Below are 25648 nucleotides of genomic sequence, written 5' to 3' on the forward strand. Positions count from 1 at the left end.
ATGTTGGGCTTCGCTGCGCTCAACCCAACCTACGGCAGGAATTCCACGCGCAAGGCGCGGCTGGCGCTGCGGCCCTGGTCGTCGCTGACGCGGATCTGGTACTGCCCGGAGCGCTCGGGGCGCCATTGCAGGGCGCTTTGCGGCGTGCCCTGGCCGAGCAGGGTGTGGTCGGCGAACCAGTACAGCCGGCGCGCATCGCTGGCGGCGTTGGCGCTCAGGGCGATGCTCTCCTGCGGTTGCGACAGGCGCAGGCTGTAGGTCACCTGGGTCAGTGGCGAGGTGATGCGTGGCACTTCCTGCAGATTGACCGCCGCCTGCACCTGGCAGTCGCGCTGGGCGTCCGGTGGGGTGCGCCGTGGCAGGCCGGCGGCGGTGAACAGGCGCTGCAGCTCGGACGGCCAGAATTCGAAGACCTGCAGTTCGCTGGTCGCCGGGTCGAACGGCGGGCAGGCGGCCTTGCCGGTCAGCCGGTCAACCAGCACCGGGCGATGCAGATCCGACACGCGAATCGGCGATACGCCGGGGATGTACCAGGTCTTGCGCGTCTGTGGGCACCAGCGGTTGGGCAGCTCGCCGGAGGCGGCGCAGACCTCGACCCGGGTCAGTCCCGGCGGTGGCCGGTCGACGGTCGCCTGGACCTCGGGCAGGGCCAGCGGCAGGGCGTCGGCGATGCGGAAGAACAGCGGCGCGGCGGTCTTGATGCCGACGAAGGCCGGGTTGGCCGTGGCGTCGAAGTTGCCCACCCACACCACCAGCACGTAGGGGCCGACCAGCCCCGCGCTCCAGGCATCGTGGAAGCCCCAGGAGGTGCCGGTCTTCCAGGCCACCGGCCAGTTGCGCCCGCGTGCATCGGCTGGCAGGCCGTCCGGGCGCGGGTTATGCCGGAGCATGTCGCGCACCATGAAAGTGGCCTGCGGCGACAGCAGCTGCGCGCCTGGTTCGCTGCGGTCTTCGCGGGTCCAGCGCAGTGGACGCAGGCGGCCGTCGCCGGCCAGCAGCAGGTACAGCTTGGCCAGCTCGGCCGGGGTCATCTCGCCGCCGCCGAGGGCCAGGGCCAGGCCGTAGAACTCCTCCTCGCGCAGGTGCTGGATGCCGGCGCGCTGCAGCAGGCCGTGCAGTGATGGTTTATCCAGTTGGCTGGCCAGCCACACGGCCGGCACGTTGCGGCTGCGGATCAGCGCATCCTGGGCGGTCAGCGGGCCGGCGAACTTGCCGTCGAAGTTCTCCGGCTGGAAGTCACCAAAGGCGCTGGGCGCGTCCTTGATGATGCTCATCGGCTGGATCAGGCCCTGGTCCAGGGCCAAGGCATAGAGCAGCGGCTTCAGCGTCGAGCCCGGCGAGCGGCGCGACTGTACGCCGTTGACCTGGCCGTGGATGCCCGCATCGAAGTAGTCGGCCGAACCGACCAGCGCCTTCACCGCCTGGTCGCGGCTGTCCACCAGGATTGCCGTCGCGTTGCGCACGCCCTGGCGGCGGTGGTCGCTGACGAACTGCTCGATGAGCTTTTCCAAGCGGGTCTGCAGGCGCAGGTCGAGGGTACTGTGCAGCTCGGCGCCGGTGTGGCTGGCCAGCAGCTGTTCGCTCAGGTGCGGCGCGCGGAATGGCAGCTGCTGGCGGGTGCGTGCCTGCAGCGGCAGTTGCAGTAGGCCGTCATTGCGCGGGTCGTCGGCATGCTCGCTGCGCCATTGGGCCATCAGTTGCAGGCGGGCCTTCTGCTGCGACGGGCCGAACTGGCCGCGCCCCGGCTGCTGGGGAATCACCGCCAGGGCCAGGGCCTCGCTGAGCGACAGCTGCTCGGCGGACTTGGCGAAGTAGATGCGGCTGGCGGCCTCGACTCCCTCGATATTGCCGCCCATGGGCGCCAGGTTGAGGTAGGCCTCCAGGATGTCGTGCTTGCTGTGGCGTGCTTCCAGCCACAGGGCCAGGGCGATCTGCTGCAACTTGCCGGGGATCTGCCGCGAGTTGAGGCCATACAACCGCCGCGCCAGCTGCATGCTCAGGGTCGAGCCGCCCTGGCGCATGCCGCCGCCGTAGGTGGCCAGGGTGGCGCGCAGCAGCGCCGTCGGATCGACGCCGGGGTGACGGTAGAAGTGGCGGTCCTCCTTGAGCAGCAGGGCGTCGATCATCGCCGGGGCGATGCGCTCCAGCGGCTGCCACAGGCGGTACTGGCCGTCGCTGGCCAGGGTCATGCGTAGCAGCTCGCCGTCCTCCGCCAGCACCAGGCGCGACAGCGGCGCCGCCTCGCGCAGCGGCGCGTGCGGCCACAGGCGCAGGGCCAGGAGCAGCAGGGCGAAGAGACCGAGGCCAAACAGGCAGCGTTTCAGTCGTGACATGGCGTTTCAACGAAAACGGCCCTCTGGGGAGAGGGCCGTGGGTTCAGGGTTTGACGATGGTCAGCTTGCCGGCCTTGCCACGCGCCTGCTGGCTGGTGTCGTACATGCCTTCGGCGTAGGCCGGCGGCGTGCCGAAGGTGCCGGCGTTGGTGGCGCGTACGCGGTAGACGAAGGTGGCGGCGTCGCGGTACACGGTGCCGTAGAGCACCACGCGGTCGTCGCGCACGTCGGCGAAGTCCGGGTTCCAGTCGCTCAGTGCGCTTTCACCGACCGGCGGCTGCCAGCTCGGTTCTGCGTATTCGCCTTCCTCGCTGTATTCCTCCTCGGACGACTCCTCGTCGGCACTTTCTGTCACCGCGGCCGGCTGGTTGTACACCGGCTCGGTGCCGCCCGGCAGCAGGTCGACCACGGCCACCTGCTGTACCTGGTCGAAGTCCTTGGCGCGCAGGCGCAGGCGCACGAAGAACTCGTCGCCGACCTTGACCTGATCCACGGGCTCGCCATCCAGGTCGGTGTACTCGTGGGTCACTTCCAGGCCGTCGGCAATCACCTTGTTCGGTGCGCCGCGGTCGTAGCCGGCTTCGCTGAGCATGTAGAACACCGGTGCGTCGCTGTCCTTGCGCAGCAGGAGCATCTTCGCCGCGATCGGCACCTCGCTGACTGGCGGCTTGCCGCTCAGTTCCAGCGGCTGCTCGCCCTGCTTGCCCAGCCAGGCGCTGACCTTGAGGTTGAGACCGACTTCGGCGCGCTCGCCGTAGCTGTCCAGGGCGCGCAGCAGCAGGGCGGCGGAGAGCGAGTTGTAGCGCTGTTCGCTGAGACGCTCGCCGAGGCTGTCGAGCAGTTTCACTGGTACTTCGTCCAGCTCGCCGGGGAAGTGCTTGCTGAGCAGGCGCAGGTGCTCGGCGTCATGCACCAGCGGGTCGTAGTACAGGCCGTAGCTGCTCCAGTTCTTCTCCAGGGTGCGCCACTGCTGCTCGCCGAACAGCTTGTCGGCCTGCTTGTCCTGCTTGAGCAGCTTGTAGCTGGCGGCCAGGTACGCAGCGCCGATGTCCTGTTGCCAGTTCTGGCTGTGGTAGGTCTCGTAGCGCTCGCGGATATCGGCCAGGGCGCCGCTGGTGACCACGCCCTGGCGGGTCAGCAGGTAGGCGGCGTAGGCGCGGTCACGCAGCTCGCCGAGGCCTTCGCTGGGGCCATTGGCCACTTGCGACAGGTAGGCGTTGGCGCGGTTGAGCAGGTCGCCCGGTACCGGGTAGTTGCGTTCCTTGGCCTCGATCAGGAAGTCGCTGGCGTACAGGCTGGCGAACGGCACCACCTGCGGGTTGGCCGCCCACAGACCGAAGCCGCCTTCCAGGTTCTGCCGCGAACGCAGGATGCGCACCGCGTTGTCGAAGGCCGGCAGGGCGGCCTCGTCGACGCCAGCCGCCGAGCTGCCCCAGACCAGCGCCGGCATGGCCTTGGACACCAGCTGCTCCGTGCAGCTGTAGCCGTAGTCGGCCAAGTAGCTCTGCAGGCCGTCGGCCCACACCAGCGGCGAGCCGGCGGCGCCGAAGCGCACGTTGCGCAGCTGCGGGTAGAGGTCGCGGCTGATCTGCACTTCGCCGCTGGAGTCCTCGCTGCGGCCCAGGGTCAGCGCCACGCGGCGTTCCACCAGTGGGCGCACCGAGGTGGTTTCGCCGATTTGCACGCGCTTGCCGTCGGGCAGGGTGGCGACGAAGTTGAGATCGGCCGAGCCGAGGGCTTCCAGGGCCAGCAGGTCGATCTCCACCACGCCTTCCTTGCGCGGCGCCAATTGCAGCTCGGCCTGGCTGATGGCCTGCACCTTGAGGCCGGCGCTGGTCTCCACGCTGACCTTGACCGTGGCCGGCTGCTCCAGGTTGCTGAATACCCCGGCGCTGACCTTGAACACATCGCCCGGGGCGACGAAGGCCGGCACGTTGGGGGTGATCACCAGCGGCCCACGTACCTCGGTAGCGCCCTCGACCACGCCGATGCGGGCATCGTCCACGGCTACGGCGAACAGGTGCAGCTTGCCGTTGAAGTAGTCCGGCACCGGGTAGCTGAAGTGGTTGTCGCCGGGCTGCAGGTCGACCAGGCCGGACCAGTAGGCCACCGGCGGCTTGCGCTTGCGCTTGAACGGGTTGAGGTGGGCGCCGAGCAGGTCTTCGCCGTCACCACCGACCGCTGCGGCCTGCAGCAGGCGGCTGAACTCGGGCAGCAGCAGGTCGAGGATCTGGCTGGTTTCCACTTCCAGGGCGCGTTTCTGGAAGAACTGCGCCAGCGGGTCGGGCGCCTTGTAGCGCGCCACCTGCAGGATGCCTTCGTCCACCGCGTAGATCACCGCGCGGCCTGGGCGGTCGCTGCGCACGTTGATGTCGAGTGTCTGCCCCGGCTCGATATGCTCGGCGGCCTGCAGTTGCAGCGGGATGCGCCGCGCGTCGAGGTCGATGCGCAAGGCCGCGGCGCCATAGGACAGCGGGCTCATGTAGACCTCGGGCGAGGCGCTGTCGCGGACGAACTGCACGTTGACGTAGGCGTTGCCTTCCAGCTCGGCGGGCAGACGGATGCGCTGCACGCTGCTGGTGCTGTCGGCCTTGAACCACTGGTGGGCGTAGACCTTGTCGCGCTCGATGGTGATCAACCCGGCGCCGGTGTAGGGCGCGCGGATGCTGATCTCGATCTCGCCGCCCTGGGCGTAGCTGTCCTGGTCCAGGCGCAGCTGCAGTTCGGCGTTGCGTTCCAGCGAGCGGCTGGCGTTGCCCTGGCCGGCGACGCTGTAGTCGACCTGGTTCAGCGGCGTGCCGTCGGCGGCCTTGAGGGTCAGGGTGTAGTCGCCGGGCTCGCTGGTGTTGAGCCGCTGCTTGCTGCCGGCGGCGGCAATCGCCAGCGGCTGGCTACCGAGCGGGATGTTCTTGATTCGCGACTGGTACTTGTAGGTGCCGTTGGACTGCTTGACCAGTACCGAGACGTAGCGGTGCTCGACCAGCTCGGTGGACAGGCCGTCCACCGCCAGCGGCTTGAGGTCCGGGCCGATGGCCAGCCACTCGATCTCGCGCTGGGCGGCCTTGCTCACGTAGCTCAGCGCGTCGACGCTCTTGACCCCGACCAGCCAGGGCGCGGACGACACCATCAGGCTGCTCTGGGCGGCGACATTGCGTCCGCCCTCGGCCTCGAACACCCGCGCCAGCAGGCTGAGGCGGTAGGTGCTGGCGGTGTAGCGATCCAGCTTGAGGTCGTGCAGGGTTTCGCCGTTGTCGTCGGTCTGCGCTTCCGGCAGTTCCTCCGTGCTGCTTTCGCTGAGCGAGTTGTTCAGACGGAAACGGTAGTCGGCATAGCCGTCGAAGGCGGCATAGGCCGGCGACAGGGTCATCTCGGCGGTGACCCGGCGCGCCGAGGCCGGCGCGCCGAACAGGTGCATGGCCTTGACCTTGGCCTCGACCTGCGCGGGGGCGATCCAGCCCTTGACCGGCGTCTTGGCCAGGGTGGCGCTGACCTTCATGCGGTCCGGCTCGAAGTCACGCACCTTGAAGTCGACGCTGCCCAGTTCGGTGCGCCGATTTTCCTCGTCGATCAGGCTGAGGCTGGCGGTGTAGGTGCCGGCCGGCGCCGCTTCGCTGCTGTGGAAGTCGAGGCTCTCGAAGCCGCTGCTGGACAGTTTCAGCTGCTGACGCAGCACGCTCTGCCCGCGCGGGTCGCGCACGTCCAGCTCGACCGGCAGGCCTTGCAGCTGGCCGCTCCAGTTGGCGGTGCGGACGATCATGCCCAGGTGCGCGGTCTCGCCCGGGCGGTACAGGCCGCGGTCGCTGAACAGGTAGGCGCCGAGACGATCCGGCGCGCCGGCCTCGTACTGGCCGCCGATATCGAAGCGCGACAGGTCGAGGCGGTGCTGGCTGCGCGCTACCGGCAGGAACGACTGGTCGTTGCCATGGTTGACCACGTACATCAGCGGGGTCTTCTCGCGGCGCAACTCGTCGAGCTTGGCGAAATGCGCCTGGCCGTTGAGGTCGGTGTAGGCGGTGGCCACCGGCAGGCCGTTGCGGCCGATGATCTCGACTTCGGCACCGGCCACCGCGCCGCCCTGGCTGAGCGACTGGACGAAGAGGTCGTGGCTGCCATCGCTGCTGCGTTTGGCGATGATGCCCAGGTCGGTGACCACCACGAAGCGCAGGTCGCGGGTCGGGTTGTCGTCGTAGTAATAGTCGAAGGTGTCCTGGCTCGGATCATCCTCGGAGCTGAGCTTGATCACGAAGATGCCGCGACGGCCGCCGTCGGCATTCAGGTAGGGCGCCAGGTCGACATGGCTGTACTGGGTCTTGGCCGGGTCGCCGGCGTCCAGTGGCAGCTTGACCGCCATGCGTTCGACCATGCGATCGAAGTAACCGTTGCTGATCTCCGGGCGGGTGAAGCTGCCATAGTTCTGGTCGACCAGATGGTGCAACTGGTTGGGCAGCAGGCGCGAGATTTCCACCTGGGCGCCGGGCACGCCGCGACCGAGGATGCCCAGCTGCTTCTCGCCATTCAGGCTGAGCAGGGCGCCTTCGGAAAGGAAGGCCAGGGCGCGCGGGTACTTGGGCATCTGCAGCAGGCTGTAGGTCGGGTCCTTGGCCAGGTAACCACCGACCGCCTCGACCTTGGCCGCCACCTTCACATAAAGGAAGCGCCCCGGCGCGGCCTTGAACTTGAAGGCGTGCAGGCTGTTCAGTGGCTCGATGCTGGGGATGTGGGTCAGTTGCAGGCGTTCGGCCTTGGCCAGGGTCTTTTCGTCGACCTCTGACTCGTCCCAGTATGCGTTGCCTTGCGGGTCGCGCTCGGGCAGCAGCCAGGCCTGCACCTGCCTGGCGATGGCCTCGTCGGCCACGGCGCTGGAGCTGCTGAACATCAGTACCGGTTCCAGCTCGCCACGGTCGTTGTCGACGAACTGGACATTGCCGGCGCTGAAGCTCAGGCGATAGCGCCCCGGCACGCTGACGGTGGTCTGCAGCGGCTGGTCGCTGGCGTTGCCGCCGTCGCGGGCCCGGATGCCCTTGTCCACGACCAGGCTCACGCTGCTGCTTTCCAGCGGGGTGGCCAGCGGTGCGGAGTGTACGTAGGCGCTGAGCTTGTTCTTGCTGAAGCGGATTTCCGGGGTCGGCGGTACATCCTTGTCGCGGTATTCCAGGCCACGATCCAGGTTGATCGCGACGCCCTGGCGGAAGGACTCTTCGTCCACCGGGTGGGAGAAGTTGAAGGTGGCCACCAGCTTCTTCAGGCTCGGCACCACCGGGTCCTGGTACAGCTCGCGGCTGGCCAGGCTGGCGCTGAACGGCTGGGTACGGAAGTCGAACTCGTACTGACCGAGCAGCACGCCGTCGGCGAGCAGGCCTTCCGGCTCCAGGGCCACCTTGTAGTCCTGGTCGATCAGCCAGTCGCTGGCCGGGGTGAACATCAGGCTGCGGTCGCTGGCCCAGCGCCAGGTGCCTTTGGCTTCCGGTTGCAGACGAATGCCTTGTTTGACCTCCTTGCCGATGGCCTCCAGCGGCGCGGCGGATTCAGCGAAGTTGATCCACAGGCTGTCGATAATGATCGGCTCGTGCTGGTAGTTGGTCAGCACCGGCTTCTTCACCGAGTAGGCCACCGTATGCGGCACCGGCAGGTTCTGGTACCAGTGCCAGGCATAGGCGCCGGCACCGCCGAGCAGGGCCAGCAGCGCCAGGGCTGCGGCCGTCTGCCTGGGTCGCGCGCGCAGCCAGCGGCCGCAGGCGCACAGGCCCTGCCACAGCTTGCGCAGCCACAACGGCGGCTGCCAGCTGCCCACCAGGGCGCCCAGCAGCCAGCGCGCCAGGCGCAGGATGCCGAGGATGACGAAGGCGAAAACGGCGAAAATGCGGCGGCAAGCCGATTTGAGCGAAGCGAGCATATGCATCCCTGCAACATGAAGGTGCGGACCTTGCGTCCGCGGGGGGTGAGGCCGGTGGCAATCGCGGTGCGGATTATGCGCTTGCCGGCCCTGTGGCAGCGCCGGGCAGGGAAACTGAATTCGATTGAATTGAGAGGTGCGTCACGCTCGTTCCAGGCCCCTGCGGCGCCAGCGTGCGCCGTGACAGGAGGCGGGCTGCGGGTGCCGTCCGAATGTGACTGGCTACCAAACTCCTGACTGTTGCGGCAGCTACCGATTGTCAGTCGCCTTGCCAGTCGCTAGCCTTGGCGATTCAGCGCCATTAAAGGATTAATCATGCGCCCCCCGTTGTTGCTGCTATGCCTGACGCTGCCGGCGTCGGCGGTTTTGGCAGAACCTTCCGCCAGCCTCGAAGGGCCGGCGGCGGGCTGGCGTTATTCCGGCCTGCTCGACCGTACGGAGCAGGCGCGCGTGGCCTACCCGACGCCGCCGATCGATCGCGGCGCGCAGCGCAATCGCAGCATGATCGAAGGCCGGCTCGCCGGTACCCAGGGCCTGCGCCAGCCCCATGTGCTGGCGGTCAATGGCAACCCGCTGCCTCTCTACACCGACGCCGAAGGGCGGTTCGCCCGGCCCTACAACTTCGGCGCCGGTTCCAACAGCGTCGAGCTGCGCGCCGATGGTCAGCCGCTGCGCCGCGTGCAGTTCTATGAAGCCAATACCCAGAAGACCCCGGCGCGGGTGCGCATCGTCCTCGGCTGGGACGACCCCAAGGCCGAGCTCGACCTGCACGTGGTCACCCCCGACGGCCAGCATGCCTTCTGGGCCGATCCGGTGATGAGCAATGGCGGCGGCCTGGATGTCGACAGCGTCGACGGCCCCGGCCCCGAGATGTTCAGCATGACCGCGCCGCTGCACGGCACCTACCTGATCTACGTGAACTACTGGGGCAACCTGAACAGCCAGGGCTACAACTTCCAGGCCGGCAGCAACCAGAACGAGGTAATCACCTCGCAAATCAGCCTGGTGTTCAACGAGAACACCGTCAACGAGAAGCGCGAGACGTTCGTGGTGCCGCTGCGCACCATCGGCGATCTGCTGCTGATCAAGTCCTTCAACTATTGAATGTTCCCTGTGCAGGGATGAATCGGGGTTTCCATACATGAGCGAGAACACCGCACCCGTCGCCAGTGCCAGCCCGCCACCCGCCCGGCGCCTGCGTCCGCTGCTGATCGCCCTGGGCGTGGCCGTGCCGGTGGCGGCAGCCGGGCTCTTCGGCTGGCTGTGGCAGGGGCAGCAGCCGGCGCGCGAGCTGGGCGAGGAGAACCTGCTGGGCCTGGATCTGGCACGCCCCGACGTGCTGATCGAGAGCGCCTCGCTGAGCCGCCTGCCCAAGGACCTGCTCAGCGTGCCGCTGCTGCGCGACAGCCTGACCGAGGACCTGGTGTTCTACTACGAGGCCAACGCCGACCGCCTCGGCCTGACCGGCAGCCTGCGGCGGATCATCTACGAGCACGAGCTGCAGCTGCGCGACAACCTGCTCGACGAGTTGCTCGACCAGCCGGCCGAGGTCGCCCTGTGGCGCGATGCCGGCGGCCGTCTCAGGCACTTCCTGGTGGTGATCGAGCGCGGCGGCCTGGCCAAGGCCCTGGAGCCGCTGGCCAAGGTGGCGCTGGACGATAGCCAGCTGAGCCAGGCCGGCGAGTTCAGCGTCGATGGCGCCGCGGTGCCCTTCTACCGCCTGCGCTACAACAGCGACCGCTCCGTGCTGCTCGCTTCCCATGGCGATCAGCTGTTGCTGCTGTCCAGCGCCGACATGCTGTTCGCTCCCGAGCCGCCGGCTGTGGCCCAGGCCGCGGCGGTGAGTGCGGATGACGACGCCGAGGTGGCCGCCGTGGACCCGGAAACGGCGACGCCTGCTGACGAAGCTGTCGCCGAGCCGAGCGGTCCGCTGCTGGCGCAGGTTTCCGCGCAGACCGTGGAAGCCCTGCTCGCCGGCCAGCATCCGTTCCCCGACAGTTTCGGCCTGGAGCCGCGCGAGCAGTTGAGCCAGCGCATCACCCTCGGTGCGGACTTCCTCTCCCTCGGCTACCAGCGCTTCATTCCGGCCTTCGCCGGGCTGCGCTTCGAGATGGGCGCGCAGGGCTGGCAGAGCTTCCTGGCCCTGGACGAGGTGGAGCAGCCGGCCGCCTTCGATTTCAGCCCGGTGTGGCAGGCTATGCCCATGGGCGCCAGCGCTTGTGTGGCGCTGCCGGTGGCGCCGGGCATGGCCGAGCGCCTGCTGGGCAAGGTCGGTGCCGAGGCCAAGGCGGCTGCCCAGTTGAGTGGCCAGCTCAGCGGCACGGCCGGGCTGTGCTGGTACGCCGAGTCGCGCCTGCACTCGCCGCTGCTGGTCGGCACGCTCAAGGCGCCGGCCAGCGCCGCGACCGACGCCGAGCTCGGCCGCCTGTTCGGCACGCTGATCGGCGCCTGGGAGCCCTATGCCGAGGATGGCGCCTTCCCGGTCACCAGCAGCGAGCAGGGCGCCCTGCGCCAGTGGCAGCGCGAGGTCGGCTCCAACTTCGGCCAGTACCGTGCCAGCCAGGCCGGCAAGCCCGAGGCGCTGGCCAGCCGAGGCTTCTTCCGCGTCAGCCTGGCGCGGCACGGCAACCACCTGCTGTTCTCGCTGGACGACCGCCTGGTCGACAAGGGCCTGCAGACCCTGGACCAGCGCTTCCCGCCGCTGGCCGACGTGCTGCCCAGGGACGCCCTGGTGCCGGCCTACCTGGCGCCGGAGCCGCTGGCCGCGCTGCTGGAGCGGGAAACCCTCGACAGCCTGCCGGAAGACCTGGAGCCGGTGTTCCGCAACGCCGCGCAGAGCAACCTGCTGCCCAAGCTGCGCGCCCTGGCTCAGCACGGCAAGTACGCCCTGACCCTGCCGGCCGGCAGCGAGCCGGATAGCGCCTGGCAATGGCTTCCGCTGCAGTGGCGCGCCCTGTGAGAACCCTGCTGCGCGGCGCCTTGGCCGGGCTGCTGCTGTGCAGCCCGTTGCTGCAGGCTGCGCCGGCGGGGCTCGATCCGCAGCAGTCCCAGGTGTTCCGTGCCTGGTTCGTGCGTATCGCCCAGGAGCAGTTGCGCCAGGGCCCCAGTCCGCGCTGGCAGCAGCAGGACTGCGCCGGCCTGGTGCGCTTCGCCGCCAACGAGGCGCTCAAGGTGCACGACGCCAAGTGGCTGCATGCCAACGGCCTGTCCAACCGCTACCTGCCGCCGGAACTGGCGCTGAGCGCGGAGCAGCGCCAGCTGGCCCAGCAGTGGCAGCAGGGCGGCGGCCAGGTCGGTCCCTACGTCAACGCGATCAAGCTGATCCAGTACAACAGCCAGTTCCTCGGCCGCGACCTCAACCAGGCGCGCCCCGGCGACCTGATCTTCTTCGACCAGGGTGACGACCAGCACCTGATGATCTGGATGGGCCGCAACATCGCCTATCACACTGGCACCACCACCCCGACAGACAACGGCATGCGCTCGGTGAGCCTGCAACAACTCATGACATGGAAGGACACCCGATGGATACCCGACGAATCCAACCCCAATTTTATCGGCGTCTATCGGCTGCACTTTCTCAGTCGATGAAGACGCGTGCGTTGGGCCTGCCCCGTCTGGCCCTGCTGGCCGTGCTCGCCAGCCTGTTGCCGCTGGGCCTCGCCCAGGCCGACGACAGCGTGGAGCCCAGCGGTTACTCGCCGGTGGCCGGGCAGTCGTTCTTCCTCCTCGCCGATTCCAGCTTCGCCACCGACGAAGTGGCCCAGGTACGCCTGGAGGCGCCCGGGCGCGACTACCGCCGTTACACCATGGAGCCCTACGGCGGGGTGGACATGCGCGTGTACCGCATCGAGCAGCCGCTGGAGTTCCTCAAGCGGCAGAAGAACCTGCACCGGGTGGTGGCCGAGGGCGAGTTCAAGGGCGAGGGCCTGTCCAATACCCTGAGCTACCTGTGGGACAGCTGGTACCGCAAGTCGCGGCGGGTGATGCAGCGCGCGTTCTCCTACGAGTCGCGCAAGCAGGTCACCGCGGAGGCGCCGGAGCTGAAGATGGGCGACGCGATCAGGGCGCCCACGCCGTTCGAGGCCCAGCCGCAGTTCGCCCCGATCAAGGGTCTGCCGCTGATCGCGCAGTTCCGCTACCCGCTGTGGGATGCCAAGCCGATCCAGCCGCCCAAGGGCGTGGAGCTGGCCGGTTCCTCCAGTTCCTTCGTCAGCGTCAATCCGGGCAACGTCTATATCCCCCTGGGCAAGCTCAAGCCGGGGCTGTACCTGGTCGAGGCGCTGGTCGGCAAGTTCCGCGCGACCACCCTGGTGTTCGTCTCCAATACCGTGGCCGTGAGCAAGATCGCCGGCGGCGAGCTGCTGGTGTGGACCGCGCGCAAGCACGAAGGCAGTGCGGTGGCCGGGGCCAAGGTGCTGTGGAGCGACGGCCTGGGCGTGATGAGCAGCGGCAGCACCGATGCCCAGGGCCTGCTGCGCCTGCAGCACGCCAGCCCGGAGCGTTCCTACGTGCTCGGCGAGGACGGTGAAGGCGGGGTGTTCGTCTCCGAGAACTTCTATTACGACAGCGAGATCTACGACACCAAGCTGTACGCCTTCACCGACCGGCCGCTGTACCGCCCCGGCGACTGGGTGGAGGTGAAGATAGTCGGCCGCGAGTTCAAGAACGCCCGCGACTCGGTGGCCGCCCAGGCCGCGCCGCTCAAGCTCAGCGTGCTGGATGCCACCGGCAGCGTGCTGCACAACCTCGACCTGGCGCTCGACAGCAAGGCCGGCACCCAGGGCCGCTTCCAGCTGCCGGACAATGCCGTGGCCGGCGGCTACGAGCTGCGCTTCAGCTACCGCGACCAGCTGTACAGCAGCGCCTTCCGCGTCGCCGACTACATCAAGCCGCACTTCGAGATCGCCCTCGACCTGAGCAAGCCGGACTTCCGCACCGGCGAGAAGGTCAGCGGCAACCTGGTGCTGCTCTACCCGGACGGCAAGCCGGTGCAGAATGCGCGCCTGCAACTGAGCCTGCGTGCCCAGCAGCTGTCGATGATCGACAACGAACTGCAGTACCTCGGCCAGTTCCCGGTCGAGCTCTCCAGCAGCGAGCTGACCACCGACGACCAGGGCCGTGCCGTCCTCGAACTGCCGGCCGCGGACAAGCCGAGCCGCTACCTGCTCACCGTGTTCGCCAGCGACGGTGCCGCCTACCGGGTCAAGGTCAGCAAGGAAATCCTCATCGAGCGCGGTGCCGCGCGTTACCGCCTGGAGGCGCCGCAGCGCTTCAGCGCGGCGGGCGAGGCGGTGCCGTTCAGCTACCGCAGCGAGCGGCCGACCCGGCTCAAGCCGGCCCGCTACGAGTGGGTGCGCCTGGAAGACCAGAGCCAGGACGGTGGCAGCCTGGATGACGATGCGCAGGGCTTCAGCCTGACCTTCGCGCGCCCCGGCACCTACAGCATCACCCTCAAGGACGACCACGGCCTGATCCTCGGCGCCACCGGCCACGCGGTCAGCGGCGACGGGGTCAAGGCGGTGGCCGGCACCGTCGAAGTGGTGTTCGACCAGGACCAGTACCAGGCCGGCGAGGAGGCCCTGGCGCTGATCACCTTCCCCGAACCGGTCGGCGACGCGCTGCTGACCCTGGAGCGCGACCGGGTCGAAGCCACCGCGCTGCTGTCCAGCGGCGGCGACTGGCTCAAGCTGGAGAAGCTCAACGATACCCAGTACCGCGCGCAGATTGCGGTGGGCGAGCACTTCGCACCCAACCTGACCTTCTCCGTGCTCTACACCAAGGGCGGCGACTACAGCTTCCAGAACGCCGGGATCAAGGTGGCCAAGCCGCAGGTGGAAATCGCCGTGAGCACCGACAAGGAGCGCTACCAGCCGGGCGAGACGGTGACCGTCGAGCTGGCCACCCGGTTCCAGGGCAAGCCGGCGGCCACGCGCCTGACCGTCAGCGTGGTGGACGAGATGATCTACGCCCTGCAGCCGGAAATCGCCCCGGGCATCGACCAGTTCTTCTACCACCCGCGGCGCAACAACGTGCGCACCAGCGCCAGCCTGGCCTTTATCAGCTACGACGTGGCCCTGCCCGGCAACCCGAGCGCGCCAGGGCGCGCCAACCGCAGCGAGCGCGGGGTCAAGGTGCTGGAGCGGCCGCGCCGCGAGGAAGTCGACACTGCCGCCTGGCAGCCGGACCTGGTCACCGACGCCGAGGGCAAGGCGCGCTTCAGCTTCCGCATGCCCGACTCGCTGACCCGCTGGCGCATCACCGTGCGCGCGGTCAACGAGGCCGGCGAAGTGGGGCAGAAGAAGCAGTTCATCCGTTCCGAGAAGCCGCTGTACCTGAAATGGAGCGGGCCGAGCCTGTTCCGTGCCGGCGATCAGCCGCAGCTGGGCCTGTTCGCCTTCAACCAGGGCGAGGAGGAGGCCAGGGCCGAACTGGTGACCCGCTATGCCGGCCAGGAACAGCGCCGCGAGGTGGAGCTGGCGAAGGGCATCAACTACCTGGCGTTGCCGCCGACCGCCCTGCAGGCCGGCGAGTGGAGCGCCGAGCTGGTGCAGGACGGCAAGCCGGTGGACGCCCTCGGCATCCGCCTGCGCGTGGCCGGCGCCGGCTGGCAGAGCCAGCACACGCAGAACCTCAGCCTCGCTGCCGGCAGCAATGCCCTGAGCCTGCCGGCCGATGCCGGCAGCATCCGCCTGCGGCTGGACGACAGCTCGCAGGCGCTGTTCCGCGCGGCCCTCGACGACCTGCTGGAATACCCCTACGGCTGCGTCGAGCAGACCGCCAGCCGTCTGCTGCCGCTGAGCCTGGCCTACCCGAGCCTGGCCAAGGGCGAGGCGCGCATCGGCGAACGCCTGCGCCTGATCATGCAGAACAGCCGCCTGCGCCTGGTGCAGATGGCCGGCCCGGAAGCCGGCTTCACCTGGTGGGGCGAGGAGGGCGAGGCGGATGCCTTCCTCACCGCCTATGCCTACTACGCCGACTGGCACGCCAGCCGCGCGCTGCACATCAGCCTGCCGCCGGAACACTGGCAGCGCGTGCTGGAGGTCTACGCCAAGCAGGCCGGCAACACGCCGCTGCTGCAGCGCGCGCTAATCCTCGAGTTCGCCGGCGAGATGCAGCTGCCGCTGAACACCCTGCTGCAGGGCCTGCTGGCCGATCTCGGCGGCGCCGGTGAAGGCGACGACGTGACCCTGGCCGACGATGGCCTGAGCAGCCAGGTGATGGCCGCGCCGGGCTCGCAACTCGGCCTGGCGCTGGCGCGGGTGATCGCCGCGGACCTGGCGGCGGCGCACAAGGTCGCCCTGCCGGCGGCCTTCGCCGCCGGCCTGGACGGCGCCCGCCAGCGGGTGGCGACGAGTACCCATCCGTTCGCCGATGCCGTGCGCCTGTCGCGCGGCCCGCTCGACCCGCTGCAGGTCAATGCCCTGCTGCAGCGCCTGACTCCGGCACAGGCCACCCTGGAACGGGCGCTGGCACTGACCTGGCTGCAGCGTCGGGTGGAGCAGAGCGCTCCGCCCGTGGTGCCGTCGCCGGGTGCCGGTTGGCTGGCCCAGCAGGGCGCCACCGGCGAAACCTGGTGGCAATGGCAGGGCAGCGAACCGCCGCAGGCGCTGAGCCTGCCGACCGACCAGGCGCGCCCGCTGGCGGCGACCCTGAGTTTCACCAGCGCCGCGGCACCGACCGGCAATCTGGACGTCAGGCTCAGCCGCCGTCTGCTGCGCCTGGTGCCGGGCGAGGAGGCCTTCAGCTTCAGCGTCGAGGAGGTCGGCGATGGCCCGCTGTCCAGCGACGAGCTGTACCTCGACGAGGTGACCCTGGCCGGTGGCGACGAGCAGCAGGCCTATCGCTACGGCCTGCTGGAAGTGCCGCTGCCGCCGGGCGCCGATGTCGAACGCACCACCTGGGGCATTCAGGTCAGCGGCCTGGGTTCGGCAGAGGCCGCGCCGCTGGAGAAGGCGCGCCACGAAGCGGGGCAGATGCTCTATGCGGTGCCGGTCGACAGCCTGCAGGGCACTGTCACGTTGCGCCACCTGGTGCGCTTCTCGCAGAAGGGCCAGTTCAACCTGCCGCCGGCGCGCTATGTGCGCATGTACGACCCGCAGCAGCAGGCGGTCGAGGCCAACCCGGCCCTGGCCGCGCTGAAGGTCGACTGAGGCATGCGCAAGGTCGGCTGGTTGGCGCTGCTGTTGCCCCTGCTCGCGCAAGCGGGGCAGGCGCCGGCGCCCGTGCAGCTGGCCCTGCATACGGCCCAGGGCAACCAGCTGCTGCAGCTGGATCGCCAGCAGGTGCTGGCGCGCACGGCGCTGCCGGCGCAGCTGGATACGCCGCTGGGCAGCCTGTGGAAGCTGTTCGTCTACGCCTACCAGGTCGACAGGCAACTGCCGGACCCCGGCTACGTCTGTACCGGCCAGGACCGCGACGAAGTCTATTGCTGCAACCCCGGCGAGCGCATCGATCGCGAGCAGGCACTGGCGCAGTCCTGCGGCCTGTATTTCGCCCCGGCGCACCTGGGGCTGCAGGCCGGCGAGTGGCAACGCTACTGGCAGGCGCAGGCAGCGCCGGCCTGGCTGCACGACCTGGACGGCCTGCAGCCGCAGCGGCGGGTGGCGGTCGGCGAACTGCTTGAGGTGCTGGCGCGTCTGCCGGCCCAGGCCGAGGCGCGTCGGGTGTTGCTCGACGTGCCGCTGCGCGCGGCGGACGGCAATGTGCTCGGCGCGCTGGGCGGGCGCTTGCGGGTGAAGACCTGGAGCTGGCTGGCCGATGGCGATGCTCGGGCGCGCCAGGGTGGTTTCGCCGGCTGGCTGGCCGACGGCACGCCGCTGTGGCTGGGCGGCCCGGGCACCAGCCAGATCCTCCTGCAGGGCTATGCCGAGGCGCTGGGCCAGGCCTTGCCGACGGCCTGGCCGGCGGAGCCGGGCGGCTGCGTCGAGGTCGAGCTGTTCGCTCGTTACCCGTTGCGCCAGGTGCGCCGTCTGGACGATGGCGCGCTCGCGCCGGCCGGCGCCCTGCGCGGGCGCTACGAGGTGCTGTTCGCCAACGGCAATCGCCTGCCGATCGAGAGCGCCGGCGAGCTGTTCCTGCATGGCGGTGGCGATGCGCTGCAGCTCACCGCCCAGCTGCCGCGCGAGGACTACGTGGCCCGCGTTCTCGATCGCGAAGCCGCCGCGCAGCCGGTCGAGGCGGCCAAGGCCCTGGCCGTGACCATCCGCAGCTACCTGCTGCAGAACGCCGAACGCCGCGGCGAGTGCCTGGCGATCCGCGACAGCAGCGCCAGTCAGCGGGTCGCCCCGCGTCCGGCTTCGGCCGCGGCGCGCGCCATCGCCGCCTGGACCGCCGACCTGGTGCTGGCCGGCAGCAGGGTCACCTACCACTCCGACCTGCCGGGTCCCGAGCGCCTGGCCTGGCAGGTGGCCGTCGAACAGGCCAATGCCGGCCTGCGCTACGACGCCATCCTCGCCCGCGCCTTTCCGCGCGCTAGCCTGAGCCGCTGGGACAAGCCGCTGGCCGCCTGCCAGGCGCTGCCGGCCGCCGAGGATTGGCTGCACGGCCAGCGCCGCCAGTGGCGCACGCGCCTGGAGGGCGAACCCGGCTACGGCGAGGTGGCGCAGTTCGCCGTGTGTCGCCTGCAGAGCGGCAACCCGCATGTCGACCGCGAGCGTCGGCGGATCTTCGTGCGCGGCCTGTTCAGCCTGCAGGACCGCCTCGACCTGACTCACGAATACCTGCACCTGGCCTTCGAGGCACACCCCAACGGCCAGGACGAAACCTACATCGAAGGCCTCGCCCGCCATCTGCTGCTGGAATAGACCCCATGACTCTTCGCCTGCACCCCGTCGCGCTGCTTCTGGCCAGCCTCTTGCCGGTCGGCGCCCTTGCCGAGATCCAACTGGACACCCCGCGCGCCGGCTGGCGCCAGGGCAGCGGCGATGGCGCGCATTTCATTCAGGAGGTCAATTACCCGGCCTCCTCGGTCAGCAGCGCGCCGGATCAGGCCGATACCGCGCGCATCCTCGGCCAGATCAAGAATATGGCCAAGGTCGAGGGCGCGCCGGCGCGGCTGATCGTCAATGGCGTCAGCATGCCGCTCAAGGTGCAGGAAGACGGTCGTTTCGACCGGCCGTTCGTGTTCCCGTCCGGCAGCAACAATGTCGAGGTGCGCAGCCCGGATGGCCAGCAGACCCGCCGCGTGCAGTTCTACAACCAGGGCCGCGGCGAGACGCCGGCCAAGCTGCGCGTGCTGCTGTCCTGGGACAGCGACAACACCGACCTCGACCTGCACCTGGTGACGCCCGACGGCGGGCATGTCTGGTACGGCGAGCGCTCGCTGGCCAACGGCGCGGCGCTGGATGTCGACGTGACCACCGGCTACGGCCCGGAAATGATCGCCTCGCCGACCCCGCTCAAGGGCCAGTACCTGGTCTACGTCAACTATTTCGGCGGCGGCTACAACAGCGAGGGCAACGCCGCGGTCGACCTGACCACCGCGCAGATCACCCTGATCAGCGAGGAGGGAACGCCGAACGAGAAGCAGGAGTCCTTCCTGGTACCGATGCGCGCACCGGGAGAGCTGACCCTGGTCAAGCGGTTCAGCTATCCGTAAGCCCGGCAGGTAAGGGGTAGGTTGCGGGTAGGTTGCGGTTGAGCGCAGCGAAGCCCAACGCGGTGGGCTCCAGGTGTTGCTCGTTGGGCTTCGTCGCTGCGCTCCTCAACCCAACCTACGATGCCTGCCAGGCATCGATGACTTCCTGGGCGGCGCGGAAGGCGTCGATGGCCGCCGGTACGCCGGCGTAGACCGCACAGTGCAGCAGCGCTTCGCGGATTTCCTCGACCGAGCAGCCGTTGTTCAGGGCGCCGCGCACGTGGCCTTTGAGCTCTTGCGGGCATTTCAGCGCGGTCAGTGCCGCCAGGGTGATCAGGCTGCGGGTCTTGCGATCCAGCCCCTCGCGGTTCCACACCCCGCCCCAGGCGTGCTCGTTGACGAAGTCCTGCAGAGGCTGGCTGAAGTCGGTGGCATTGCCCAGGGCGCGGTCGACGAAGGCATCGCCCATCACCTCGCGGCGCACCTGCAGGCCGCTGGGTTTTTCCTGGCTCATTGGTCTACTCCGGGGGTTAGCGCTGGCGGTGCCAGGCGCGGGCGCCGATCACCGCCAGGGTGACGGCGGTCAGCGGCAGGACGAAGGTCTGCATGGCTTGCTGGAAGGCATCGAGCCAGGGCGCGCCGCTGCTGTGGACGATCAGGTAGGTGGTGTAGATGGCATAGTAGACGATGAACAACGCGCCTTCCCAGCGGTTGATCGAGTAGCCGTTGAAGAAGATCGGCAGGCAGGCCACGGCCACCGCGATCATCACCGGAAAGTCGAAGGCCAGGGCGTTGGCCGCCACCGGGATGGCGCTGGGCGAGACCAGCGAGGCCAGGCCGAGCACACAGAGCAGGTTGAAGATGTTGCTGCCGACTATATTGCCCACGGCAATATCGCGCTCACCCTTGATGGCTGCCATCACCGAAGTGGCCAACTCCGGCAGCGAGGTACCGACGGCGACCACGGTCAGGCCGATCACCAGCTCCGACATGCCCAGGGCGCGGGCCATCTGCACGGCGCCTTCGACCAGGAAGTTGGAGCCGCTGACCAGCAGCACCAGGCCGGCGACGATCAGTCCCAGGTTGATGGCCCAGGCATAGGGCTTGGCGGGCTGGTTCAGGCCGTATTCGTCTTCGAACTCGTCGCCGCCCTCGGCTTTCTTCTCGCGGCGGCTGCTGACGATCAGGAACCCGGTGTAGGCGACCACGCCGGCGAACAGCAGGGCGCCGTCCAGGCGGCTGAGGCTGCCGTCATAGGCCAGGGCATAGGTGAGCAGGCTGGCGCCGATCATGATTGGCACGTCCAGGCGGATCAGCTGGCGCGACACCAGCAGCGGTGCGATCAGTGCAGTCAGGCCGAGGATGAACAGCACGTTGGCGATGTTGCTGCCGACCACGTTGCCGATGGCCAGGTCGCCGCTGCCTTCCAGGGCGGCTTGCACACTGACCGCGGTTTCCGGGGCGCTGGTGCCGAAGGCGACCACGGTGAGGCCAATGATCAGCGGTGGAATGCCGAACTGGGCGGCCAGCTTGGCGGCGCCGCGTACCAGCACCTCGGCGCCGGCGACCAGCAGCACCAGGCCGGCGATCAGATAGACGAAGGTCATCAGGGTCATGATCAGGCTCCGAAAAAAGTCGGCATAGCTTATTCATTGGCAGCGGCGATGCCAGTGCCGGGTGTATCGCTTTGTGTCAGTCGTCCAGGGCTTCGATGCGCACCGGCGCCACGCCTTGGCGCAGCATGTCGAGCTGCTCGGCGGCCGCCCTCGATACATCGATCAGGCGCCCGCGCGAGTAGGGGCCGCGATCATTGATGCGCACGGCCACCTGCTTGCCGTTGCGCAGGTTGGTGACCTTTACCCGGGTGCCGAAAGGCAGCTGGCGATGGGCGGCGGTCAGCGCATTCTGGTCGAAGCGCTCACCGCTGGCGGTCTTGCGCCCGTGGTGCTTGGCGCCGTACCAGGAGGCCTGGCCTTCGGCGCGGTAACCCTGCGGGTCGACCACGTCCTGGCTGGCGCAGGCGCCGAGCAGCAGGCTGGCGAGCAGGGTGAGGGCAATACGCATGGCGGCTCCGTTAGGTGTCCAGTCGACGCATAAAACAACGCCGGGCTAACCCGGCGTCGTTATCGCTAGCGTAGGCGAACCGCTCCGGCTCAGCCTTCGAGCTTTTTCTTCAGCAGTTCGTTCACCTGCCCCGGGTTGGCCTTGCCTTTCGAGGCCTTCATGGCCTGGCCGACGAAGAAGCCGAACATCTTGCCGCGCTTGGCTTCGTCAGCGGCGCGGTACTGTTCGACCTGCTCGGCGTTGGCCGCCAGCACTTCGTCGAGCATCGACTCGATGGCGCCCGAGTCGGTGACCTGCTTGAGGCCCTTGTTCTCGATCACCTCGTCGGCCGTGGCGCCTTCGCCGGCGGCCAGGGCTTCGAACACCATCTTGGCGATCTTGCCGCTGATGGTGTTGTCCTTGATGCGCAGGATCATGCCGCCCAGCTGTTCGGCCGAAACCGGCGACTGCTCGATGTCCAGGTTGTCCTTGTTGAGCAGGCTGGACAGCTCGCCCATCACCCAGTTGGCGGCCAGCTTGGCATCGCCGCACACGCTGTTCACTGACTCGAAGTAGTCGGCCATCTCGCGGCTGGCGGCCAGCACCGTGGCGTCGTAGGCGGACAGGCCGAACTGCGCCTCGAAGCGCTCGCGCTTCTGCACCGGCAGCTCCGGCAGGCTGGCGCGCACTTCGTCGAGGAAGCTCTGCTCGATCACCACCGGCAGCAGGTCCGGGCAGGGGAAGTAACGGTAGTCGTTGGCTTCTTCCTTGCTGCGCATGGAGCGCGTCTGGTCCTTGTTCGGGTCGTACAGGCGGGTTTCCTGCACCACCTTGCCGCCGTCCTCGATCAGCTCGATCTGCCGCTGCACTTCATGGTTGATGGCTTTTTCGATGAAGCGGAACGAGTTGACGTTCTTGATCTCGGCGCGGGTGCCGAACTCGGCCTGGCCTTTCGGCCGTACCGAAACGTTGCAGTCGCAGCGCAGCGAGCCTTCGGCCATGTTGCCGTCGCAGATGCCCAGATAACGCACCAGGGCGTGGATCGCCTTGACGTAGGCTACCGCTTCCTTGGCCGAACGGATGTCCGGCTCGGAGACGATTTCCAGCAGCGGCGTGCCGGCACGGTTGAGGTCGATGCCGCTCATGCCGTGGAAGTCTTCGTGCAGGCTCTTGCCGGCGTCCTCTTCCAGGTGCGCGCGGGTGATGCCGATGCGCTTGGTGGTGCCGTCTTCCAGGGTGATGTCCAAAAAGCCCTTGCCGACGATGGGGTGGTCCATCTGGCTGGTCTGGTAGCCCTTGGGCAGGTCCGGGTAGAAGTAGTTCTTGCGCGCGAAGACGTTAGTCGGCGCGATGTGCGCGTCGATCGCCAGGCCGAACTTGCAGGCCATGCGCACGGCTTCGGCATTCAACACCGGCAGGGTGCCTGGCATGCCCAGGTCAACCAGGCTGGCCTGGGTGTTGGGCTCGGCGCCGAAGGTGGTGGCGCTGGCCGAGAAGATCTTCGATTGGGTGCTGAGCTGGGCGTGGATTTCCAGCCCGATTACTGTTTCCCATTGCATCTGTATCGTCCTCCGAGCCTGTTCAATGTCTGCCTGCGCTTGCCCAGGCTGCGTTGGAAACAGACTCAAAATGCTCATTTACCGCGCGTAAACTGCGCTTTTTCGCCTGTTCCCGCCTTGCCTGAGCGGCGCTCGGCTAGACCTTGAACAGGCTCTTAGAAGCCTGTCGGTGCTTGTTTGTGCCAGTCAGAAACCTGTTGGTACTGGTGGGCGACATTCAGCAGGCGACCTTCCTGGAAGTAGGGCGCAAGCAGTTGCACGCCAACCGGCAGGCCGTCGACGAAGCCGGCGGGCATGGACAGGCCGGGGATGCCGGCCAGGTTGGCGGTGATGGTGTAGATGTCTTCCAGGTATTCGGCGACCGGGTCGTTGTTCTTTGCGCCGATCTTCCAGGCCAGGTTCGGCGTGGTCGGGCCGAGGATCACGTCGACATCATTGAAGGCGGCGACGAAGTCGTTCTTGATCAGGCGGCGGATCTTCTGCGCCTTCAGGTAGTAGGCGTCGTAGTAGCCGGCGGACAGGGCGTAGGTGCCGACCATGATGCGGCGCTTCACTTCCGCGCCGAAGCCTTCGCCGCGCGAGCGCTTGTACAGGTCTTCGAGGTTGACCGGATTCTCGCAGCGGTAGCCGAAGCGCACGCCGTCGAAACGCGACAGGTTGGAGCTGGCCTCGGCAGGGGCGATCACGTAGTAGGCGGGAATCGCGTGCTGCATATTCGGCAGGGAAATTTCCTTGACCGTGGCGCCGAGCTTCTTCAGCTCCTCGACCACCGCCAGCACCTTGTCGGCGATGCGGCTGTCGAGACCGGCGCCGAAGTACTCCTTGGGCAGGCCGATGCGCAGGCCGGCCAGCGGCTGCTGCAGGGCGGCCAGGTAGTCGTCCACCGGCTGGTCGACGCAGGTCGAGTCCTTGGCGTCGAAACCGGCCATGGCCTGCAGCATCAGTGCGCAGTCCTCGGCGGTGCGCGCCAGCGGGCCGCCCTGGTCGAGACTGGAGGCGTAGGCGATCATGCCCCAGCGCGAGACGCGGCCGTAGGTCGGCTTGATCCCGGTGAGGTTGGTCAGCGCCGCCGGCTGGCGGATCGAGCCGCCGGTGTCGGTGCCGGTGGCGGCCGGAATCAGACGGGCGGCGACGGCGGCGGCCGAGCCGCCGGAGGAGCCGCCCGGTACGCGGGACAGGTCCCAGGGGTTCTTCACCGCGCCGTAGTGGCTGGATTCGTTGGCCGAGCCCATGGCGAACTCGTCCATGTTCAGCTTGCCCAGGGTCACGGCGCCGGCGGCGGCGAGTTTCTCGACCACGGTGGCGTTGTAGGGGGCCTTGAAGCCGGTGAGGATCTTCGAGCCACAGCTGGTCAGCACATCCTGGGTGCAGAACAGATCCTTGTGGGCGATCGGCGCGCCGAGCAGGGCGCCGTTTTCGCCGGCGGCGCGGCGGGTGTCGGCGGCTTGCGCCTGGCTCAGGGCCAGCTCTTCGGTGACGGTGATGAAGCTGTTGAGCTGCGGATCGAGCTGCTTGACGCGCGCCAGCAGGCTGCGGGTCAGCTCTTCGGCGGAGAATTGCTTGCCGGCGAGGCCTTGGGCGATCTCGGCGAGGGTCAGTTGATGCATGGGGAACCCTTTCCTTTTATTCGATGACTTTCGGCACGAGGTACAGGCCGTTCTCGACGGCCGGGGCGATGGCCTGGTAGGCGTCGCGCCGGTTCTGCTCGGTGACCACGTCGGCCCGCAGGCGCTGGGTGGTTTCCAGCGGGTGGGCCAGCGGCTCGATGCCGTCGGTATCGACCGCCTGCATGGCGTCGATCAGGCCGAGAATATTGTTGAGGGTCTCGGTGGTTCGTGGAATATCCGCCTCATTCAGGCCCAGGCGGGCGAGATGGGCGATCTTTTCCACGTCGGAGCGTTCAAGCGCCATCGGGATTCTCCAAGAGCAGGCCGGGTGGCCAGACGAAATACGGGCGGGGAACGGATACCGCGTGCTGCGGTCGAAAGCCGCGAATTGTGGGCCCTAAAGCCCGGAAAAGCTGGCAATTTAGCACATCACGCGCCTTGCCCAAAAGGCTGGTCGTTGATAGAGTTTGCCGCACTTTTTTACCCAGCGTTTTCACCACGCTCTGTCTAGGGTTATCCCCCCCATGTTCAAGAAACTGCGTGGCATGTTTTCCAGCGATCTGTCGATCGACCTGGGCACTGCCAATACCCTGATTTATGTGCGCGAGCGCGGCATCGTGCTGAACGAGCCGTCCGTGGTTGCCATCCGTACCAGCGCCAACAACCAGAAGAGCGTGGTTGCCGTCGGTACCGAAGCCAAGCGCATGCTCGGCCGTACCCCGGGCAACATTTCCGCCATTCGTCCGATGAAGGACGGCGTGATCGCCGACTTCAGCGTCTGCGAGAAGATGCTGCAGTACTTCATCAACAAGGTTCACGAAAACAGCTTCCTGCAGCCGTCGCCGCGCGTACTGATCTGCGTGCCGTGCAAATCGACCCAGGTCGAGCGCCGCGCCATCCGCGAATCGGCCCTCGGTGCCGGTGCCCGCGAAGTGTTCCTGATCGAAGAGCCGATGGCCGCTGCCATCGGTGCCGGCCTGCCGGTCGAAGAGGCCCGCGGCTCGATGGTCGTCGATATCGGCGGTGGCACCACCGAAATCGCCCTGATCTCGCTGAACGGCGTGGTCTATGCCGAATCCGTGCGGGTCGGTGGCGATCGCTTCGATGAAGCCATCATCACCTACGTGCGCCGTAACTACGGCTCGCTGATCGGCGAATCCACCGCCGAACGCATCAAACAGGAAATCGGTACCGCCTACGCCGGTGGCGAAGTGCGTGAAGTCGACGTGCGTGGCCGCAACCTGGCCGAAGGCGTACCGCGCAGCTTCACCCTGAACTCCAACGAAGTGCTGGAAGCGCTGCAGGAATCCCTGGCGACCATCGTCCAGGCGGTCAAGAGCGCCCTGGAACAGTCGCCGCCGGAGCTGGCCTCCGACATCGCCGAGCGCGGCCTGGTGCTGACCGGTGGTGGTGCGCTGCTGCGCGATCTGGACAAGCTGCTGTCGCAGGAAACCGGCCTGCCGGTGATCGTCGCCGAAGACCCGCTGACCTGCGTGGCGCGCGGTGGTGGCCGTGCACTGGAAATGATGGATCGCCACAGCATGGATCTGCTCTCCTCGGAATGATCCTGATGGGGTAAACCGAAGCCGGAGGTTCGTACTTCCGGCTTTCTGTTTTCTAGGTTTCGCTTAAGG

Annotated in this window: 15 protein-coding genes; 7 read left to right on the forward strand and 8 right to left on the reverse strand. The window is 68.0% G+C overall.

What is annotated here, in order from left to right; genetic code table 11:
• Positions 1-29: 29 nt before the first annotated feature.
• Both pbpC and F3I16_RS05775 read right to left on the reverse strand, forming a co-directional pair.
• On the reverse strand, positions 30-2333 hold the full coding sequence (pbpC, locus tag F3I16_RS05770) for a penicillin-binding protein 1C (RefSeq protein WP_160492747.1): 2304 nt from the start codon (positions 2331-2333) through the stop codon (positions 30-32).
• A 43-nt stretch (positions 2334-2376) separates the two neighbouring features.
• Positions 2377-8226 carry an alpha-2-macroglobulin gene (locus tag F3I16_RS05775; RefSeq protein WP_160492748.1) on the reverse strand — a complete coding sequence of 1950 codons (5850 nt, stop codon included), beginning with the start codon at positions 8224-8226 and terminating at the stop codon, positions 2377-2379.
• A gap of 315 nt (positions 8227-8541) precedes the next feature.
• On the opposite strand from F3I16_RS05775, the gene F3I16_RS05780 reads away from it, so the two are divergent.
• Genes F3I16_RS05780 through F3I16_RS05805 form a run of 6 tightly spaced genes read left to right on the forward strand, consistent with a single transcriptional unit; the run spans position 8542 to position 18826 of the window.
• Entirely contained in the window at positions 8542-9330 is a 789-nt protein-coding gene (locus F3I16_RS05780) for a YfaP family protein (RefSeq protein ID WP_160492749.1), read from the forward strand.
• Positions 9331-9367: 37 nt separating this feature from the next.
• On the forward strand, positions 9368-11185 hold the full coding sequence (locus tag F3I16_RS05785; protein ID WP_160492750.1) for a DUF2138 domain-containing protein: 1818 nt from the start codon (positions 9368-9370) through the stop codon (positions 11183-11185).
• Entirely contained in the window at positions 11155-11817 is a 663-nt protein-coding gene (locus F3I16_RS05790) for a DUF1175 domain-containing protein (RefSeq protein ID WP_160492751.1), read from the forward strand. The genes F3I16_RS05785 and F3I16_RS05790 overlap by 31 nt, the downstream gene beginning before the upstream one ends.
• 17 nt (positions 11818-11834) lie before the next feature.
• Complete coding sequence (locus F3I16_RS05795) at positions 11835-16379, forward strand: alpha-2-macroglobulin (protein WP_372239601.1); 4545 nt, start codon at positions 11835-11837, stop codon at positions 16377-16379.
• A gap of 3 nt (positions 16380-16382) precedes the next feature.
• A complete protein-coding gene (locus tag F3I16_RS05800; RefSeq protein ID WP_160492753.1) occupies positions 16383-18032 on the forward strand; it encodes a DUF2300 domain-containing protein in 1650 nt (549 codons plus the stop codon).
• Positions 18033-18037: 5 nt separating this feature from the next.
• Positions 18038-18826 carry a YfaP family protein gene (locus F3I16_RS05805; protein ID WP_160492754.1) on the forward strand — a complete coding sequence of 263 codons (789 nt, stop codon included), beginning with the start codon at positions 18038-18040 and terminating at the stop codon, positions 18824-18826.
• A gap of 115 nt (positions 18827-18941) precedes the next feature.
• Here F3I16_RS05805 and F3I16_RS05810 read toward each other — a convergent pair whose 3' ends face one another.
• The 6 genes from F3I16_RS05810 to gatC all read right to left on the reverse strand — a co-directional run bounded on the left by F3I16_RS05810 (position 18942) and on the right by gatC (position 24318).
• Entirely contained in the window at positions 18942-19319 is a 378-nt protein-coding gene (locus F3I16_RS05810) for a carboxymuconolactone decarboxylase family protein (protein ID WP_160492755.1), read from the reverse strand.
• 16 nt (positions 19320-19335) lie between these two features.
• Complete coding sequence (locus tag F3I16_RS05815) at positions 19336-20421, reverse strand: calcium/sodium antiporter (RefSeq protein WP_160492756.1); 1086 nt, start codon at positions 20419-20421, stop codon at positions 19336-19338.
• Between the two features lie 76 nt (positions 20422-20497).
• Positions 20498-20869 carry a septal ring lytic transglycosylase RlpA family protein gene (locus F3I16_RS05820; RefSeq protein WP_160492757.1) on the reverse strand — a complete coding sequence of 124 codons (372 nt, stop codon included), beginning with the start codon at positions 20867-20869 and terminating at the stop codon, positions 20498-20500.
• Positions 20870-20958: 89 nt separating this feature from the next.
• Entirely contained in the window at positions 20959-22407 is a 1449-nt protein-coding gene (gene gatB, locus F3I16_RS05825; RefSeq protein ID WP_160492758.1) for an Asp-tRNA(Asn)/Glu-tRNA(Gln) amidotransferase subunit GatB, read from the reverse strand.
• Between the two features lie 155 nt (positions 22408-22562).
• Positions 22563-24014 carry an Asp-tRNA(Asn)/Glu-tRNA(Gln) amidotransferase subunit GatA gene (gene gatA / locus F3I16_RS05830; protein WP_160492759.1) on the reverse strand — a complete coding sequence of 484 codons (1452 nt, stop codon included), beginning with the start codon at positions 24012-24014 and terminating at the stop codon, positions 22563-22565.
• Between the two features lie 16 nt (positions 24015-24030).
• Entirely contained in the window at positions 24031-24318 is a 288-nt protein-coding gene (gene gatC / locus F3I16_RS05835) for an Asp-tRNA(Asn)/Glu-tRNA(Gln) amidotransferase subunit GatC (protein ID WP_160082074.1), read from the reverse strand.
• A gap of 220 nt (positions 24319-24538) precedes the next feature.
• Here gatC and mreB point away from each other — a divergent pair, with 220 nt between their 5' ends.
• Positions 24539-25579: a rod shape-determining protein MreB gene (gene mreB / locus F3I16_RS05840; protein WP_160082072.1), complete on the forward strand. Its 1041-nt coding sequence runs from the start codon at positions 24539-24541 to the stop codon at positions 25577-25579.
• The last annotated feature ends 69 nt before the right edge of the window (positions 25580-25648 follow it).

The organism is Pseudomonas sp. L-22-4S-12, from assembly GCF_009799935.1.
Lineage (GTDB): Bacteria > Pseudomonadota > Gammaproteobacteria > Pseudomonadales > Pseudomonadaceae > Aquipseudomonas.

Excerpts from the sequence above, each read along its gene's own strand:
- gatA (WP_160492759.1), bottom strand. The coding sequence starts at position 24,014 with ATGCATCAACTGACCCTCGCCGAGATCGCCCAAGGCCTCGCCGGCAAG.
- F3I16_RS05785 (WP_160492750.1), top strand. The coding sequence starts at position 9,368 with ATGAGCGAGAACACCGCACCCGTCGCCAGTGCCAGCCCGCCACCCGCC.
- F3I16_RS05790 (WP_160492751.1), top strand. The coding sequence starts at position 11,155 with ATGGCTTCCGCTGCAGTGGCGCGCCCTGTGAGAACCCTGCTGCGCGGC.
- F3I16_RS05780 (WP_160492749.1), top strand. The coding sequence starts at position 8,542 with ATGCGCCCCCCGTTGTTGCTGCTATGCCTGACGCTGCCGGCGTCGGCG.
- gatB (WP_160492758.1), bottom strand. The coding sequence starts at position 22,407 with ATGCAATGGGAAACAGTAATCGGGCTGGAAATCCACGCCCAGCTCAGC.
- F3I16_RS05800 (WP_160492753.1), top strand. The coding sequence starts at position 16,383 with ATGCGCAAGGTCGGCTGGTTGGCGCTGCTGTTGCCCCTGCTCGCGCAA.
- F3I16_RS05775 (WP_160492748.1), bottom strand. The coding sequence starts at position 8,226 with ATGCTCGCTTCGCTCAAATCGGCTTGCCGCCGCATTTTCGCCGTTTTC.
- mreB (WP_160082072.1), top strand. The coding sequence starts at position 24,539 with ATGTTCAAGAAACTGCGTGGCATGTTTTCCAGCGATCTGTCGATCGAC.
- F3I16_RS05815 (WP_160492756.1), bottom strand. The coding sequence starts at position 20,421 with ATGACCCTGATGACCTTCGTCTATCTGATCGCCGGCCTGGTGCTGCTG.
- F3I16_RS05810 (WP_160492755.1), bottom strand. The coding sequence starts at position 19,319 with ATGAGCCAGGAAAAACCCAGCGGCCTGCAGGTGCGCCGCGAGGTGATG.
- F3I16_RS05820 (WP_160492757.1), bottom strand. The coding sequence starts at position 20,869 with ATGCGTATTGCCCTCACCCTGCTCGCCAGCCTGCTGCTCGGCGCCTGC.
- gatC (WP_160082074.1), bottom strand. The coding sequence starts at position 24,318 with ATGGCGCTTGAACGCTCCGACGTGGAAAAGATCGCCCATCTCGCCCGC.
- pbpC (WP_160492747.1), bottom strand. The coding sequence starts at position 2,333 with ATGTCACGACTGAAACGCTGCCTGTTTGGCCTCGGTCTCTTCGCCCTG.
- F3I16_RS05805 (WP_160492754.1), top strand. The coding sequence starts at position 18,038 with ATGACTCTTCGCCTGCACCCCGTCGCGCTGCTTCTGGCCAGCCTCTTG.